This is a genomic window from Pseudoalteromonas rhizosphaerae (assembly GCF_902498845.1).
GTDB lineage: Bacteria > Pseudomonadota > Gammaproteobacteria > Enterobacterales > Alteromonadaceae > Pseudoalteromonas > Pseudoalteromonas rhizosphaerae.
Window position 1 is genome coordinate 133272 of the sequence record NZ_CABVLM010000001.1, and the last position, 16321, is coordinate 149592.

A 16321-nucleotide genomic window follows, 5' to 3' on the forward strand; every position below is an offset into this window, starting at 1 on the left:
TAAGTGATGCAGGCTCACGTATTAAACAATGCGTGAGCCTTTATTTACCTTATGAACTCTATTGTTTTGTGATCCAGAATTACTTTATCTTTAATGGGTTTTTGCTTTAAGCGTTTAGCGATAAAGAAAAACATAACTGAGAAAAGTGTGGCTATAAAATCAACAGAATAGCTTTCGTAATAGGGGAGCAGAGCTAAATTATTCAGGCCTTGAATAACACTCGAGATGGGTAAACATACGGTTAGAATCGATAATGTTATTAAGCCAGTATAGCTTGCTTTGTTAGCGCCTAGTGTAAAGCAGTAGGCTAAGGAAATAAAAAAAACAACATAATAACACTGCATATAATGGTGATTAATGTTATTTATCAGTATGTTACTCCATTTTGCTAACAATAATACTGCAACAACAGCGAGCATGGATCCTAAACACACGCCAATCGTTAACTTTGCCATAATATGTGTGCCGGTTTTATTTGCATCTTTTTTCATTCGTTTGTCTATCCATAATAAGTTGCCTGAATAAAAAAGCAATGCGCCGAATAGTCCCATTATAAAGTAAGCCCAGCGACCCCACTCACCGCCATATGTTCCAAAATGCAGTGAAAAGATACTCGCGACAAAATTGCCCCAGAAGCTTTCTTCACCCTGTGGGTAAGTTGATCCGCTGATCTCTAAAGTATACGGGTTCATAAATAAATAATCCGTATCAGGTCCACGTACCACTGCAGAATCATTACTCATTTTAAATACAGCGGAAGGGGACGCTAAATTCAATCGACTGTAGCTAATATGTATTGGCTCATAGCCTGTAGCATAGCCCTTAGCCGCTAGTATTTGTGTATCAATACGTTTCAGTTCGCTGATGTTATAAGCGTGTGTTGCGGTTGGGGGACGCTCAAATAGTGGTTTGTCACCATAAAACTGGGCCAAACCATCATAAATTAAGTCGTGAAAAGCAAATACAATAACAGTAAACGCAATGATCAAATGAAAGGGCAAACTCGCAACGCCAATAAGGTTATGGCTATCTAACCAAAAGCGACTCGGGCCTTTTTCTTTTCGCAGCGCAAAAAATGTTTTTACCAGTGTTGGTAAAAGGATAATTACACCGGACACCAAGGCTAAAAAATACAGTCCTGCAGCAATACCAAGAATGTAAACGCCAGATTGGTCGTGGCCAATTTCACCAATAAAGCCTGCGGTACGGTGTAGGTAATCGATTAAATCAGCAAGTTTATGTTCTGCTTGATCAGCAATTATCAGCTTTTGATCTTCATCAAGATATGCTGTTTGCTGTTGATTATCTAGGTGCATGCCACGAGCTTGACCTTGTGTATACCACGACAGTGGCGCAGCTGTTGTTAAAAGGTCGAGTTCAAAACCTTTTGCCATTTGCTCAGGATAAACAGTGATGGCTTTGTCGACTAAGCTTTGATAGTTTGTAGTAGTGGGATCGGTAAGTGGTGCAGTAGTTGGCTCTGCCCATTGTTGGATTTCATGTTTAAACATGGTCAAACTACCAGCATAAAAGCCGATGAAAAGTACTAAACCTGCAATGATCCCCGTCCATGTATGCACACCTTGGTAGGTGCGTAAAATATCGGCTCTTACTTTCATAATCCACCCCTTAACAGCAAAAATAAACTATACAAGATAACATTTGCTCCACCGAGTATGAGCCAAGCTTGCCTCGCTGAATTAAATAAATAAGTAAAACTAAAGAGCGTGAGCCATAAAATCGGGATCATCCACATATTAAATTGAACCTTGTCTTGGGCATCAATTCCGCCTGGGCCGTACCAAGCAAAAAAAGCAATCAGAATATAAGCCAGCGCTAAACCCAGCAATACACCAGCTAAACTTTTACCAAGCCAAGTTGGTTGAATTTTTTGTCTTTGCTCAGATGTCATTTCTTAGCCCTTTCACTTTAATTAAGCTTGCAAATGGCATGACCATTAAAGCGAGCATCAGTATTAAAATAATAAAGAAGCTTGCTGCTAATTTAGACAGTGTAGAAAAAGAAATGATAATTGCAGTTATAAACAGCATTAGCGCAAGTGTACGCCAGTGTTTAGAAATAGGTTTAGTAAGTAATCTTTGATGGCGATTACTGCAGTAGAGCACAGTTATAGCAATGAGTAAGATAACAATAACGGTAAATTGAGACATAAGAGCAATAATAGTTTATTTTAATGCCATTCTAAATGATAAGCAAACTCAATTGCAATACTATACTTGATATGGTATTTTTTCGCGCAATTTAAAATGTCTCAAAAAAAGGAAATTATTTTGGCTGCTTTATTTAAACGCAATAAGCTTTCACTGCTTATTGCCAGCGCGCTGTTATTTACTCAAGCTCAGGTATTAGCAGATGATGAGGGTAATCGCGAATCAATCGATACTATCGTTGTTACGGGTGAAAAAATAGCAAAATCACTTAAAGACACTATTACCTCAGTTGCGGTCGTCGATAAGTCGTTATTAGAAAATGGTCAGCTAGCATCTGTTTCAGAAGCGCTTGCAGAAATGGCGAATGTAGTGGTGTTAACGGGGTCAGTTCCTGATATGCGTGGTGTGTCAGGTAACGGTGGAGCAACAGGGTTTAATTCGTTTAGTGGTGGCTCTAAAGCGCGAGTATCAACGTTAGTTGACGGTGTAAGTCAGCCGTTTGTCGCTGATTTAACCGGTGATACTGGTTTGTGGGATATGGAGCAAATAGCAGTGTATCGAGGTCCACAATCAACAAGTAATGGTCGTAATAGCATTGCTGGCGCTGTTTATATGACAACCAAAGCACCGACTCAAGACTTTGAAGGCGCAGTGCGAGTCGGTTACCGCAATCAAGATAGCTACCTTGACACCGCAGCCGTTGTTTCCGGTGCATTAGTTGAAGATGTACTTGCTTTTAGGTTATCGACTCAATATGTTGATGGTGAAACTTACAGTAACCCAACTGTCTATGAAACAAATCCGACAGATCGCGATCTAAATAAATTAAACACCTCAAGCACCCGAGCAAAATTACTTTATACTCCATTTGATGATCTATCAATTCAACTAAGTTATTCAAACTACAGTGAAAAAGGAAATTCTGGTCGTCATTATTATGAAGGTGACAACCCATCTGATTATATACCACTGTTTCAACGTATAATGGATACAGATTCAGATACAACACAAATCGATTTTGAATATAAGATTGATGAGAACTTCTCTGTGGATCTGCTGGTGGCATATATGGATTATCATTGGGCGTTTGATGCTTATGAGCCGCTAGCAACAGCAGAATCTGATGTTACTATGGATGAAAAAAATATTACCATTGATGGTAAATTAAACTTCGGTCTTAGTAGTGATTTTTACTCAGGTTTTATTGGCTTAGCTTATTTCGATCGAGATCAAGATTTCGACAGTACTGGAGCAACAGATTATTTTGGTGATGATAGCAGTGATTCGATAGCTATTTACTCAGAGGCAAGCTTCAACCTAACAGATAAGTTAATAGTAACAGGTGGCTTGCGGGTTGAACATGAAAGTCAACTTCGTAACTTTAACATGGCATTTAGAGGCGATACCTTAGCTGAACAGCTAGATGATTCTAATACTATTAAATTACCTACCTTAGCTATTCAATACAAAGTTACCGAGGCAACTACTTTATCAGCCAGTGCGCGGCGTGGTTATAATTCCGGCGGTGGTGCACTCGACTTTAATGCTGAAGATTATTATTACTATGATGAAGAAACTGTTAATACCTATGAGGTAGGCACACGTAGTGTATTAAATAACGGCGACATTAATATCAGTGCAAATGTCTTTTACAATAACTTTGACGGTTATCAGGCATTAAGTTCAGATCGTAGAATTACTAATATCGATGACGCTCATAGTTATGGTTTAGAGCTTGAGGCTTACAGTATGTTAGGTGAGCAATGGCAGTTACATGCTGGTCTAGGATTGTTAAAAACAAAAATTGACGCATCTACAACGTATTCTGAAGCGGTTGGTAACGAACTTAATTCAGCCCCTTCATTTACAGCCAGTTTAGGTCTGTCTCATTGGTTTACTGACAACCTTAAAATCAATGTCAGTGCAAATTATGTCGATGAGTATTACGGTGATCTTACTAACAGTGAAGAGCGCATGGCAGGTGATTACACTATTACTCGCGCTACAATAAGCTATGACACAATGAATTGGTTAATTAGCGCTTATATTAATAATGCCTTTGATGAACAAGGTTATACCAGTGTAGAGCCTGTAAGTGGCAGGTATCCAACTGGTTATGTCTCTGTTGTTAGCCCACAAACATTAGGTGCTTCAGTTACTTATCGTTTTTAGCTACTCTAAAACCTTAGGCTGTTGCTGTATAAAAGCCTGAGGTTTTTAATCCAGAGATCCGTTAACTTAATTTAAACTTATTTATTTGTGTATTTAAATTAATCGCAACTTGCGCGAGTTCACTAGACGAAGACGAAATTTGTGCGGTTTGCGACTTCGACTGCATACTGGCATCTTGAATACCAGTTAAGCGTTCAGCTATATCTTCGGTTACTTGTGCTTGTTGCTCGGATGCAGCTGCAATGGTTCGGTTTGCATCTGAAATTAAGCGCACTTGGGTGCTTATTTCTTTGAGCATTGAGCCCACTTTTTCTGAGTTTGATACTGCGTCTTTAACCCGCGTATCACTGCTACGGATCCGTTCGGTTACAGCGTTACTTGCAGACTGTAAGCTATTGATTTTTTGTTGTATCTCAACTGTTGAGCTTTGTGTTCTGCTCGCTAATGTCCTTACCTCGTCGGCAACGACGGCAAAACCTCGACCTTGTTCGCCAGCTCGTGCGGCCTCAATTGCAGCATTAAGTGCTAATAGATTAGTTTGTTCAGCAATATTGCTGATCACATTTAAGATCACCGCTACTTCGTTAACTGAAGATTCGAGATCATTTAAATCATTAATTGACTCGGTTAATATTTCAGCAACCGATTCGACAGAATGAATACTCTGATTAACGACATCGATCCCTGCTTGTGTTTTAGCATCTGCATCTCCTGCGTTTTGAGCCGCTTCAGAGCAGTTTTTTGATACTTCTTTGACGGCGGTGGAGTTTTCATATACTGAACTTGAGATCACCTCAATTGCTTGACTCTGCTCGTCATTAAGCAGTCTTGCCTGCTGTGCAATAGAATCTAGCTCGTTGGCAGCAATTTGGGCTTGTTGGGATTGCGAGTTAATTTCTGACAGTAAGGTAGATAGTTTATCGATCATAATATTAAAACTGGCTGATAACTCTGCAATTTCATCGTTACCGGAGTGAGCAATTTTATGCGTTAGATCACCATTGGCGATTCGTTGTGCTTCATTGACTAATAGCGTGGTTGTCTTTATTACGCGCTTCTCAAGCTGTAAGTAGCATAAAATTAAAATAGTGATTATAACTAATACCATCACAATACTAATAAGGCTTAAATTAGCAACACGATTGTTATTATTCATTACTTCTTGCAAGCTGCTGTTTTCTACCGCAGCTAAAAATTCTTGCACCGGTGTCTGTATTTTAGCTACTTCATCCATATATCCCTTATCGGTTAGCAGTCCTATTGCCTGTACCCACTGTTTTGATTCGCTCGTATTTAATAATGATGGTGATTGCCCAGCAAAACTACTTACCAATTGAAAAGCTTGTTCTTCAGTGCTGACTAACTGCAAAGAGAGCGAGTTAGATTTATTTAGCAAAGCAAGTTCTTGTTCATTCACATTAAATTCTTTTAAGCGATCAATATAAGATTTTTTACGACCGTCTAACCAGGGTTCAGTCCCTTCAATTTGATTTACAAGTTCATAGTATTGTTTTTTATAGCTAGGTTGAAGGGTTACAACATATTGTCGGGCGAGTTCTGTTAGCTTGATTGAGTTGGAGGCAGACAGCTTAGCAAAATGACTTAGTTGATAGCGTTGCTGAGCAGATTGTTGACTATCAGATAATCCTGTTTTTAACAGTAATATGATAATGAGTAGCCCTGCTGCAATTGTGATTGCTAGAGCAAAAACAGTTCTTAGCATTAATCTTATTGTCAAAATTGCCTCTGATGCGATTTAATAATAATGCTAAATAACTATAGAATATAATTTCAATTAACTAAAGAATTCATGAATTTTATTTATTATTGGATACGCATTAAACTAGTGAGCAGATTGCAAGAGTATGATAAAAGTGACAACAACATTGACAAGCCTCAAAGCATTGAGGCGTTGTTTTGCGTGAATAATATTTTGTAGCTTATAGTCGGTCGGCTGGATAAATAACACCAAGTTGCTGTCTTGCTTTATCAAGTACAGCCATCACATTGATACTTAGTTGATGGGTATTGATAGGTGATTCGAGTTGTCCTGCGTTGGCAATTGTAATGAAATGGGCAACTTCGTGGCGCATAAAGTGTTCATCAAATGGCTGTGATAATTCTTCAACACTGCCATCATTAGCAATAAATTGTATCTGTTTTAATAACGAAACGGCTTCAATTCTGATACGGCCCAGCTCACCTTGGATTTCTGTAAAATTATCACCTTGAGATATTTTTGAATAACTGATCACTGCTTGCTTATCACTATAATTTAGTAATATATCACCAGCACCATCTACCCCTGTTTCAAGTAATACTCCACTGGCTTTTACCGTGTTTGGTGCACCCCAAAGTGCAATCAAGATATATAGCGGATAAACCCCTAAATCGACGAGCGCACCATTAGCGAATGCTGGCAAAAAGGTGTTAGGGCGCTCACCATTTTTGTATTTATCATAGCGTGATGAATATTGACTATACTGACCTATGTATTTACGTGGCGTCCCAATTTTGGCAATGGCTTGTTGTAAAACGGCAAAGTTAGGCAAGTGAGTGGTCATCATCGCTTCCATATAAAGGCGATTATTTTGTTTTGCTGCGTCCACTATCGCGGCTAATTCTTGGCTATTTGCTGCTGCAGGTTTTTCACCTAACACGTGTTTTCCTGCATTTAAACAGGCCACAGCATAGCTTTTATGCAAACTATTGGGGGCTGCGATATATACAGCGTCTACACTGTCGTCGCTGCATACTTGCTCAATAGTCGTAAATACTTTTGCATTTTTTATAGCGTGCTTAGCTAAAAATGCATGACCGCTTTGCTCGGCTCGCGAACATACGCCATATAATGAAAACTCACTGACTGTTTTAGCCGCTGCAAGTAAAGTATCGCTAATAAAATTAGTGCCGACTATCACAAAATTCATGGTCACTCCTGATTGTTGAATTGTGCAAGCCAAGCTTGCCAGTCTGCCTCAAAGCCTAACATTTGTTGGTGCTTTTTAGCTAATAGGTGTTTTTGTTTATCTTCACTGGCTTGAAATGGACCTACTCGGCACAGCGAACAGCTATCAACTGCTAAGTAGTTTGGTATAGTTAATCGATTATGGAGTTCAGTCGTTTCTTTGGGGCTGAATACATAAGTGGTGCCACTGGTGTCTTTTACGTGTTTGTCACGATCAACATTACGGATTTTATAGCCAGGGAAAGGACTGATATCAAATGGCATTTGGCCGATATAGCGTGATGCTAAGCCATAATTTAAGCTGCCTTCAATATTCCACTCACGATATGGTTTAACATCTTTTGAGGTGATGTAGCACAACATTGGGCCATTGTTATCAAGAGCATAGCTGGTGGCATATTTAATATATTGGTGTAGCAAAGCCCGGTTGAGGGTGTTCATACTGGTTGTTTGGGTGTTTTCACGATAAGCACTCTCCCCGACAAAAGCAGGAATAAGCGGAAATTGAAAAATCACCACATCAAATAGCTCGCCATTTAAGCGTTGCCAGGCTTGTGGGTCAGTCACATCAAAACTATCAAGTACCGTAATGTGATGATCTCGCAGTGCATTTAGTGCGTTATCAGCATATTTGAAGGTAATCGTGGCTGCACTATCATAGGTAGAAGCAACTAACTTGGCCGGCTTTAGATCAGTAGATAAAGCATGAGAAAACGATAAGTCGCCATCGCCAACGGTAAGGATCCGCCAATTAGGATTTAAATACATTAATTCAATTATTCTAGTGGTGTGTTTTTAGCATCATGATCAATTAAACGTAAAAACGCTAAGCGAGTCTTTAGTCCTTCAATCGCGATTTGTTTGATAATTAAATTAAACGTGATTAATACTGCAAACGCAATATGAATAGGGCCATGAGTAAAGCCTGCGTCTGGATCGAAGAGCATTAAGCCAAACAGTAAAAAGAGTACCACGAGTGCAATTTCAAGCCATTGATTAGAATAAAACGATAATCGGCCTTCACTCTTATGATCTTTCTTGATTTGAATAGCACAAAAAAAAGGGATCACTTTAATTTTGAAATGAGCGCTTTTCTCAACATAGTTTTCACCGAGTTGATCAAGCTGTTGGCGCAATTGGTCTATCATTTTAGTTCCTCAAAAAGCAGTGCACGGATGGTACATTAATCCGTTTTAAAGGGCGAGCTAGTTAGGGTATAAACTAATGCCTATTACTAATATATGGCAAACAAACACCACTGAGGTTAATACAAAGCGCATTTTTTGATAATCAGCATGGTAGCTTTGCCATTGCGGGCTGGTTTTTTCAAATAGTAATACCAGCCAAAAACTAACCGCTAACCAAGCCAAGGTTATGTGTTGTGGTAAAAAAGCTAAAAAGCCAAGCGGTAAAATCGGTAGTATAGCCTTAATCGCATCTCGATAACTCTGTTGTCCAGCGTGCCATAAGTTACCACTCATAAAAGCCAAAATTGCAATACTATAAAAAGTAAAAAACTGCATATTAAAGTTATTACTACCGACTAATAACGGCCAACCGACACACGCTAAAAAGGGCAATAAGCCTAAATAGCCTAACTGGATATGATTGATGAATTTATTCATGGCTTACCCCAAAATTAACTAAAAATACGTATTCGCGATATTTTTCAGTGGGCATTGTAACATTAGACGCAAAAAAAGCTTTAGCCCTATCTGTCCAGATGACAATGACCACTTCTTTCAATAAAATCGATTGAATTAATCTAAACAATCAATTTTATTAACTTTCATTTACACCTTATTGTATTACTCAAGCCAACGCAGCAGCCTGCGTTGTTTACACTTTAAATAAACAAATGAGGAATACTATGAGCACTTCATTAATTAACACTAAATTACAACCTTTCCATGCAACGGCTTACCACAATGGTGATTTTGTTGAACTTTCAGAACAAGATGTTTTAGGTAAGTGGTCTATTTTCTTTTTCTACCCAGCTGATTTTACCTTTGTATGTCCTACGGAACTGGGTGATGTTGCAGATCACTATGCACAATTACAAGAAATGGGTGTAGAGGTTTACTCAGTATCGACTGATACTCACTTTACTCACAAAGCATGGCACGATACATCAGACACTATTGGTAAAATTACTTACCCAATGATCGGTGACCCAACAGGGCGTATTACACGTAATTTTGGTGTAATGATCGAAGACGAAGGCCTAGCACTTCGCGGTACGTTTGTAATGAACCCTGAGGGCGAAATCAAAATCATTGAAACACATGATTTAGGTATTGGTCGTAGTGCCAAAGAACTAGTACGTAAAGTACAAGCGGCACAATACATTGCGACTCATGATGGTGAAGTATGTCCGGCTTCTTGGCAGCCAGGTGAAGAAACATTAGCACCATCGCTTGATTTAGTTGGCAAAATTTAAATCGACTATTACAAAGCATTAATATGCTTGAAGGCTCATCATCACAATTTTATTAAGCACATTAGCGTGATGATGGGCATTTTTGCTAAAACAAGGGTAAGTCATGTTAGATACCAACATTAAAAATCAATTAAAAAGTCACTTTGCAGCTATTGCTGATCCTGTAGAGCTACTTATCGCCTTGGATGACAGCAAAAAATCAATAGAAATTGACAATTTAGCCAACGATATTGCGTCGTTGAGCGACAAATTTTTGGTGCGAGATAATCCAGATAGTGGCGTACGTCGTCCATCAATAACGGTATCTTCACCTATTCGAGATAGCCAAATTACCTTTGCTGGTGTGCCTATGGGGCATGAATTTACCAGTTTGGTATTAGCGTTGTTACATACGGGCGGGCATCCGAGTAAGGCATCGGCCGCTGATCTTGACCAAATCAAGTCACTGACTCAGCCACTTGAGTTTGAAGTGTATATTTCATTAAGTTGCCAAACATGCCCGCAAGTCGTACAAGCGCTTAATTTAATGGCTGCGAACAATAGCAACATCAAAGCAACTATGATTGATGGGGCATTATTTCAAGATGAAGTAGAGCAGCGAAATATACTTGCAGTACCGGCGGTGTACTTAAATGGCCAGCCATTTAGCCAAGGTGCGATGAGCTTAACTGATATTTTAAATAAAGTTGATAGTAAAGGGGCAGAGCGCCAAGCCGCTTCTCTCAATGAAAAATCACAATTTGATGTGCTTGTCGTAGGTGGTGGCCCTGCTGGTGCATCTGCAGCAATTTATTCAGCACGTAAGGGTTTAAATACGGGCATTGTTGCTGATCGATTTGGTGGACAAGTAGCTGATACGCTAGCAATAGAAAATTTTATATCTATTAAAGCAACCGAGGGGCCTAAGCTCGTAGCTCAGCTTGAAGAGCATGTTAAAGAGTACGATGTAGATGTCATGCACAATCAACGAGCTGTTGGTCTTAGTTATAAAAATGGTTATGAAATCACGCTTGAAAACGGAGCTGTGCTCAGTACCAAATCGTTAGTACTGGCAACGGGAGCTCGCTGGCGTGAAATGAACGTAGCTGGTGAACAACAATACCGTGGTCATGGTGTAGCGTATTGTCCACATTGTGATGGGCCGTTATTTAAAGGCAAACCAGTTGCCGTTATTGGTGGTGGTAATTCGGGCATTGAAGCGGCAATTGATTTAGCTAATATTGTTGAGCACGTTACAGTACTTGAATTTGCAGATACGTTACGCGCCGATGACGTCCTTATTCGTAAAGCCAATAGTTTAAAAAATATCACTATTATTAAGAATGCACAGACTACAGAAGTACTCGGTGATGGTAAAAAAGTGACGGGCTTAAGCTATACTGATCGCACCTCAGGTGAGAACAAACAGTTAAACTTAGCCGGTATATTTGTGCAAATAGGCTTAATACCTAACACTGAATGGTTAAAAGACAGTAATGTTGAACTCAGTCAGTTTGGCGAAATAATAATAGATGCAAAAGGAGCGACATCTTTAGCGGGAGTATATGCTGCGGGAGATGCAACGACCACACCATTTAAGCAAATCATCATTGCGATGGGCAGTGGTGCAACAGCAAGCCTCGGGGCATTTGATTACTTAATTCGTCAAACATCTAGTGAAGAGCAACGCGTAGCATAAATCAAATTATAGTCTCTTGATATAACAGCTCCCACCCATAGCTGTTTGTTCACCCAAGCCGCCCTCTCCAAAGGCGGCTTTTTTGTATAAAAAATTGTGCTAGTATTTAGACTTATTTTTTAAAGAGTTTTAGCATGTATCAAGGAAGTTGTTTGTGTAACAAGGTCACAGTGCAAATTGATGGCCCGATCCAGAGCATTATTCATTGCCACTGCTCGTTGTGTCGTAAAGCCAGTGGTACTGCATTTGCAACCAATGGATTTATCTCTCGTGTTGACTTTAAAGTAACCAAAGGCAATGAGTGGTTAAGCAGCTTTGAATTTAAACTAGGGCGTATCCGCTATTTTTGTAGTGCATGTGGCAGCCCAATCTACAGTGAAAACCTTGATGATATAAGCAGACTAAGGTTGCGTCTGGGTATACTCGATAGCGATATTACAGAGCGTCCTATGAGCCATAACTTTGTTAGCTCAAAAGCGAATTGGGAGCAAATAAATGCTGATATCCCACACTATGATGGTTTTGAACCGACCCGCTAAGTTCGTTGGCTGATAGTGTTTTTATAATAAGTAAACTGGTAAATAGTCTGTGCCGCAACTCTCTGTTGCTTTTAAAGCAGTTGTTTCCCAGTACTTGTTCATTGGTACTGAGCCGCGGTTATAAATTGTTCAAAACTCTCACACCACACAATAACAGTGTTAAAGCGTGCAATATTAATATCGGCTGGCACCTTAATTATAAAACCATCGAATGTATTTATGCTTGCAACCCTTGTCATTGTGCCTTTATAGGCTAAAAAATCGGCTTCATTATCAATAAAGCGATTAGCTAAATAAAGTTGGTAATCTGGGCCTGGGCTCAAGGTGCCATCAAAAGAGATCATTGCATTGGTTAATCTGACTTGGCCGTTACCATAATGCAAAGCATCGGAGCCTGCGAGATCAGCTTTGAATTCACCACTATAAAGTGCTTGCTGAGCATGTGTGGCTAGCTCAAGTTTGCTGGGGGATGGTGGGGCCGTTAAAATTGGCAGTGTGTATAACCCCGCAACAAAGCCAACACAAAATATCATCAGATAAACGACTACCTGCCACAATTTACGCATCATAATAAGACCTTATCCATGAGAGTATTCAGTATATAGGGCAAAACAAGCGGATGCCTTCATCTATAGTTATAAGCTAGCTTACAAAATTGGATTGGGCGAGTTCAATCTTCATTTAAGTATTTACTTTATTAGGGTGCTTGACCCTATTGTGAACTGACTTAATTGTTAGCTCGCAATAAGTAATGTGAGCTATGGTGTCGCTAATTTAGGTGAAAAACTTTTCTCGATGATAATGCGAGATCTCGTTCTTTCTCACCAAAAAATTGTTGATAAAGCTGCGCAAACTTACCGTTTTTTTGAAGTTTTAGTAACCCTGCCTCTAACTCCATTAGTAAAGCATCGTTTTGTTTATGAGTGTAAAAATAATAATGACTCGGGTATTGCAACATGATCGTTGGTTCAATCATTAAGTTTTGATGCTGCAGTTTAGTCACCTCAGCGGCAATAGCTGATACAGAGCGAGGAAAATAATCTGCCAAACCTGTCTCGAGTGCTCTAGTCATGCCTTTATAATCTAGCTCACCATTAACAGTGAAGCCATTGCGGATAAGTACATCATAATCAGACCAACTTTGCTTTTGTAATGCGATTAAAGGCTTAAGCTGTGCTGAAGTTGATATTTCAGCGAAGCGCGGTTGTTGATTTTTATTAATTATTAGTAATCGCTTGCCGTGTAAACCTTGGTAAATTGACAATGAGGTATGATGTAAATCTGGGTAGCTATTAGCAGGGAGCGATAGCCAAGCTAAATTAATACTGCTTGCTTTTGACAACTCTTCCACCACGCGTTTTTTATTCATTGGTCTAATGGAGTATATAAAATCAACCTGTTTTCCTTGCTCAGCAAAGGCGAGCGTTAACAGCGCATGAATATAGTGATTACGAGGGGTATCGGTGTTGCTGGGGCTGGCTAAATGAAGATTAACGATTGCTTCATTTGCGTGTACAAAGCTAGTAAACGCCAGAGGCAATAACAATAACCAGAGCACGCCAAAATTATACAATTTCATCATTGAGCTATAACTTAAAATTTTATGACTCTAGTATAGCAAAATTATAATACCTTATTGTTGCAAAAAATATTATAAAAACGTAGAGGCTTTTGAATTACGTATTATACTTGTAAATATTAAAGTTGTAGCTTTGGAATACTATGTTAAATAATTATTTGGTCCGTTCCCGTTTAATTGTATTAGCGCTTTTACCTGTTGTAATATTTACGATTACTGCCATATATTCAATTAGTACTATGGGAGGGTTAGTCAAAGGAATTGACAGTTTATATGAAAACCGTGTCGTACCATTGAAACAGATAAAAACAGTGTCAGATAACTACGCAGTTAATATTGTTGATTTACTTCATAAATTTAGAGCTGGGACTATAAGCCAAAATGATTTATTAGCGGCAGTACAGCAGTCTCAAAATACAGCCGATAAAGAATGGAATACTTACCTTAGTACAGACTTAACCAGTGAAGAAAAAAGCTTAGTAAATACTGTTGAACAAAAACTTAAGCCAGTTCAAGCGCACCTCAAAAATTTGTTGAATAAAATACGCAATGGGGATTTCCAGTCACTCTCTCAACAGCAGTTTGTTACTGATCTATATGATGTATTCGATCCGTTAAGTGCGAGCTATCAAGCTTTAATAGAGCTGCAATTAAATGAAGCGAATCACTTTAAAAAACAAGCCGACGAAAACTTTGCGTTAGTAAGTCTAGTGATGAAATTATCAGTAGCACTGTTGATTTTTTTGTTGTTAGCCATTGCTTATTTTATTTATCGTTCAATTCAAAATCCATTGATGGCGCTGCGCGATACCATTACGCAAATTGCAAATAATGCTGACTTGCGAATACGAGCCAATGTACTTGGTGAAGATGAAATTGCAGATACTGCGCGAAACTTTAATAATATGTTGTCACGTATACATACTTTAGTAACCGATGTATCTGGGGCGACGTTAACTTTATCTTCTGCGGCAGAAGAAATGAACTCAATTAGTGAGCAAGTGGCCTCAACAGCCACAGAGCAAGAGCAACAGTCTACAATGATTGCGACAGCCATTACGCAAATGAGTAGTGCGATTGAACAAGTGGCACAAAATGCGATGGCCACATCAGAAAAAGCCACTAATGCAGATAGTAAAGCACAACAAGGGCAGCAAGCCGTTGCTGATAATATTAGCTCAATCCAAACGTTATCTAAGTTAGTAAATACAAATACACAATTAATAAACGATCTTAATACACAAACAAATGATATAAATCAGGTTGTAATGATGATCCAAGGCGTTGCAGAGCAAACTAACTTACTGGCTTTAAATGCTGCGATTGAAGCCGCAAGAGCAGGGGATTCTGGTCGTGGTTTTGCTGTTGTTGCCGATGAAGTAAGGCAGCTTGCTCATAATACCCAAAAAGCCACAGCGAGTATTAATGAAATGATCAGCAAGCTACAAGGTATGGCTCAACAAGCTGTTGTTGCTATGGGCAACGCTGAAAGTAGTGCACAAGAAAGTGTTGATCATGCAGAATATTCATCACAAGTTTTAACTGAAATAAATCAAGAGGTAACCGAAATTGCCGATATGAACACGCAAGTGTCAACAGCCACTGAAGAGCAAAAAATGGTGGCCAATGAATTAAGTAGTAACATCAACGAGTTTAGTTCTAGTATTGCATCAGTGAGTGAAAGTTCACAGCAAAACGCACAAGCATCACAGGAGTTGGCCTTACTCGCAAGTATGTTACAACAACAAGTAAATGAGTTTAAAATATAACACTGTAATGAGTGTACCTTGTTATTAATAGAGTACGAATGACAAGGTACAGTCTAAATTTATTCGTTTTCACAAGGTTTGGTTCGCGCAGTTTTGTGACAACATCAGCAAAAAAAATAAGCTGCCACACACTTTTTTATAGATAAAATCATTGTTCTATAGCTGTATGCTTTGCAAATGTTGCTGTGCAGCCACAATCCCCATTTGGTAACCATCGCTGAGCTTTTGATAGTTTTTAGTGGTGCGGCCAACGTTAAAGTCAGCAGGTGGTGCGATGATATTTATTTTACAGTCTGCAGGTGGATTATGAATAAACGCAATACTGGCATTATAGTTATCAGCACGAGCTAAAGATGCACTGGCAAGTGCCGGGTGGTTTTTATAAATGCGGCGTGTAAACCATGGGGCCTTACTGGTTTTTTTACGATATCCAAGTGGTTGTGATAAAACTACCGTGATTTCTTCAGCCCCCATTTGATAGGCTTTTCGGATCGGAATTGAATCAGCCACACCGCCATCGGTCATGGCAATACCATCAATTACTGGGTAATCTCGATAAGCAATAGGAATCGCACAGGAGGCTTTTAACTGCTGCTCCATTTGCTCTGCTGTCGCTTTTAAATACTGCGCTGATGCTGTGTCTATATCGGTTGCGACTATATAAAATTCACAGTTCTGTGCTGCAAATGTGCCAAGATCTAAACGAATATCAGCCATGGTGGTTTGCCATAACCAATCTAAGTCAAATAAATGCCCACCACGGATAAAGCGCGCTAAATTAATAAACTCGGGTCGGCATGAATAATCAGTGATCACTTTATGATTACGTTTAGCTTGTTGGCATAAATAAGCCGCAATATTCGTTGCCCCAGCAGAAACACCAAAGCAGCGATTAAATGGTTGGTATTGTGCCCCTAAGAACGCATCAAGTACGCCGGTGGCAAATATGCCGCGCATTGCACCACCTTCTACAACAAGGGTGTGTTTGTTGTTCACTGAATTTTC

The 16321-nt window shown here is 39.3% G+C and carries 15 protein-coding genes; 5 read left to right on the forward strand and 10 right to left on the reverse strand.

Annotated features, from left to right (window positions below; translation table 11 throughout):
* Positions 1-44: 44 nt before the first annotated feature.
* Together PSR9079_RS00540 and PSR9079_RS00545 are read right to left on the reverse strand one after the other, a co-directional pair.
* The gene (locus PSR9079_RS00540; RefSeq protein WP_145234223.1) at positions 45-1619 is read right to left on the reverse strand and encodes a PepSY-associated TM helix domain-containing protein; all 1575 of its coding nucleotides are present in this window, start codon (positions 1617-1619) and stop codon (positions 45-47) included.
* Positions 1616-1912: a hypothetical protein gene (locus PSR9079_RS00545; protein ID WP_145234221.1), complete on the reverse strand. Its 297-nt coding sequence runs from the start codon at positions 1910-1912 to the stop codon at positions 1616-1618. The genes PSR9079_RS00540 and PSR9079_RS00545 overlap by 4 nt, the downstream gene beginning before the upstream one ends.
* 355 nt (positions 1913-2267) lie before the next feature.
* On the opposite strand from PSR9079_RS00545, the gene PSR9079_RS00550 reads away from it, so the two are divergent.
* On the forward strand, positions 2268-4343 hold the full coding sequence (locus PSR9079_RS00550; RefSeq protein ID WP_179959130.1) for a TonB-dependent receptor: 2076 nt from the start codon (positions 2268-2270) through the stop codon (positions 4341-4343).
* Positions 4344-4404: 61 nt separating this feature from the next.
* Here PSR9079_RS00550 and PSR9079_RS00555 read toward each other — a convergent pair whose 3' ends face one another.
* From PSR9079_RS00555 to PSR9079_RS00575, 5 genes are all read right to left on the reverse strand, one after another.
* Positions 4405-6066: a methyl-accepting chemotaxis protein gene (locus tag PSR9079_RS00555; RefSeq protein WP_149980030.1), complete on the reverse strand. Its 1662-nt coding sequence runs from the start codon at positions 6064-6066 to the stop codon at positions 4405-4407.
* Positions 6067-6283: 217 nt separating this feature from the next.
* Entirely contained in the window at positions 6284-7273 is a 990-nt protein-coding gene (locus tag PSR9079_RS00560; RefSeq protein WP_149980031.1) for a Gfo/Idh/MocA family protein, read from the reverse strand.
* A 2-nt stretch (positions 7274-7275) separates the two neighbouring features.
* Positions 7276-8079, reverse strand: a complete 804-nt coding sequence (locus PSR9079_RS00565; RefSeq protein WP_145234211.1) for a class I SAM-dependent methyltransferase — start codon at positions 8077-8079, stop codon at positions 7276-7278.
* Positions 8080-8087: 8 nt separating this feature from the next.
* Positions 8088-8459: a hypothetical protein gene (locus tag PSR9079_RS00570; RefSeq protein ID WP_145234209.1), complete on the reverse strand. Its 372-nt coding sequence runs from the start codon at positions 8457-8459 to the stop codon at positions 8088-8090.
* A 57-nt stretch (positions 8460-8516) separates the two neighbouring features.
* Positions 8517-8936 carry a DUF3429 domain-containing protein gene (locus tag PSR9079_RS00575; RefSeq protein ID WP_149980032.1) on the reverse strand — a complete coding sequence of 140 codons (420 nt, stop codon included), beginning with the start codon at positions 8934-8936 and terminating at the stop codon, positions 8517-8519.
* 245 nt (positions 8937-9181) lie between these two features.
* On the opposite strand from PSR9079_RS00575, the gene ahpC reads away from it, so the two are divergent.
* The 3 genes from ahpC to PSR9079_RS00590 all read left to right on the forward strand — a co-directional run bounded on the left by ahpC (position 9182) and on the right by PSR9079_RS00590 (position 11968).
* On the forward strand, positions 9182-9751 hold the full coding sequence (ahpC, locus tag PSR9079_RS00580; RefSeq protein ID WP_149980033.1) for an alkyl hydroperoxide reductase subunit C: 570 nt from the start codon (positions 9182-9184) through the stop codon (positions 9749-9751).
* Positions 9752-9854: 103 nt separating this feature from the next.
* The gene (ahpF, locus tag PSR9079_RS00585) at positions 9855-11429 is read left to right on the forward strand and encodes an alkyl hydroperoxide reductase subunit F (RefSeq protein ID WP_149980034.1); all 1575 of its coding nucleotides are present in this window, start codon (positions 9855-9857) and stop codon (positions 11427-11429) included.
* A gap of 134 nt (positions 11430-11563) precedes the next feature.
* Positions 11564-11968 (forward strand): GFA family protein, encoded by a 405-nt coding sequence (locus tag PSR9079_RS00590; RefSeq protein ID WP_145234201.1) that lies wholly within the window; start codon positions 11564-11566, stop codon positions 11966-11968.
* A 98-nt stretch (positions 11969-12066) separates the two neighbouring features.
* Here the strand turns inward: PSR9079_RS00590 and PSR9079_RS00595 are convergent, their stop codons facing one another.
* Positions 12067-12537 carry a DM13 domain-containing protein gene (locus PSR9079_RS00595; protein ID WP_145234199.1) on the reverse strand — a complete coding sequence of 157 codons (471 nt, stop codon included), beginning with the start codon at positions 12535-12537 and terminating at the stop codon, positions 12067-12069.
* 200 nt (positions 12538-12737) lie between these two features.
* The gene (locus PSR9079_RS00600; RefSeq protein WP_246175458.1) at positions 12738-13550 is read right to left on the reverse strand and encodes a type 2 periplasmic-binding domain-containing protein; all 813 of its coding nucleotides are present in this window, start codon (positions 13548-13550) and stop codon (positions 12738-12740) included.
* A 140-nt stretch (positions 13551-13690) separates the two neighbouring features.
* On the opposite strand from PSR9079_RS00600, the gene PSR9079_RS00605 reads away from it, so the two are divergent.
* Positions 13691-15316: a methyl-accepting chemotaxis protein gene (locus PSR9079_RS00605; RefSeq protein ID WP_145234197.1), complete on the forward strand. Its 1626-nt coding sequence runs from the start codon at positions 13691-13693 to the stop codon at positions 15314-15316.
* A gap of 156 nt (positions 15317-15472) precedes the next feature.
* Here the strand turns inward: PSR9079_RS00605 and PSR9079_RS00610 are convergent, their stop codons facing one another.
* Positions 15473-16312, reverse strand: a complete 840-nt coding sequence (locus PSR9079_RS00610; protein ID WP_392352556.1) for a patatin-like phospholipase family protein — start codon at positions 16310-16312, stop codon at positions 15473-15475.
* Positions 16313-16321: the final 9 nt, after the last annotated feature.